Origin of the sequence: Bacillus sp. SIMBA_005 (genome assembly GCF_046535585.1) — a bacterium.
Lineage (GTDB): Bacteria > Bacillota > Bacilli > Bacillales > Bacillaceae > Bacillus > Bacillus pumilus.
This window is the reverse complement of record NZ_JAWRWI010000460.1, coordinates 1-269: the sequence shown is the minus strand read 5'-3', so window position 1 is coordinate 269 and position 269 is coordinate 1. Positions and strand designations below refer to the sequence as shown.

The window sequence follows — 269 nt, the reverse complement described above, 5'->3', positions numbered from 1 at the left end:
CGTGCTGCTGCTCGACCATCTCCAGCGCCATGCCGAGGCTGCGCTGCAGGCGCTCGCGCGCGGGATCGTCCTGCTTGCTGCGGGCGACCAGGGTCTGCGCCGCGTGCACCCAGTTGAACAGGGCGCGGGTGTCGTCGCCGAGCACCTCGATCGCCGGCAACCACGCGTCGGGCAGACGGCCGTTGGCGGCGCGCCACATCGGATCGCGGTCGTCGGGTTCCGGCCGCCACACGGCGTCGATCTCGGTCCGGAACGCCTTGAGCGCCTTC

At 72.5% G+C, this 269-nt stretch carries 1 protein-coding gene; it reads right to left on the bottom strand.

Going from position 1 to position 269, the window contains the following annotated elements; genetic code table 11:
* Window positions 1-269 (bottom strand): hypothetical protein (locus SB660_RS20895; protein ID WP_410584272.1); only part of this gene is annotated, 269 nt, incomplete at both ends.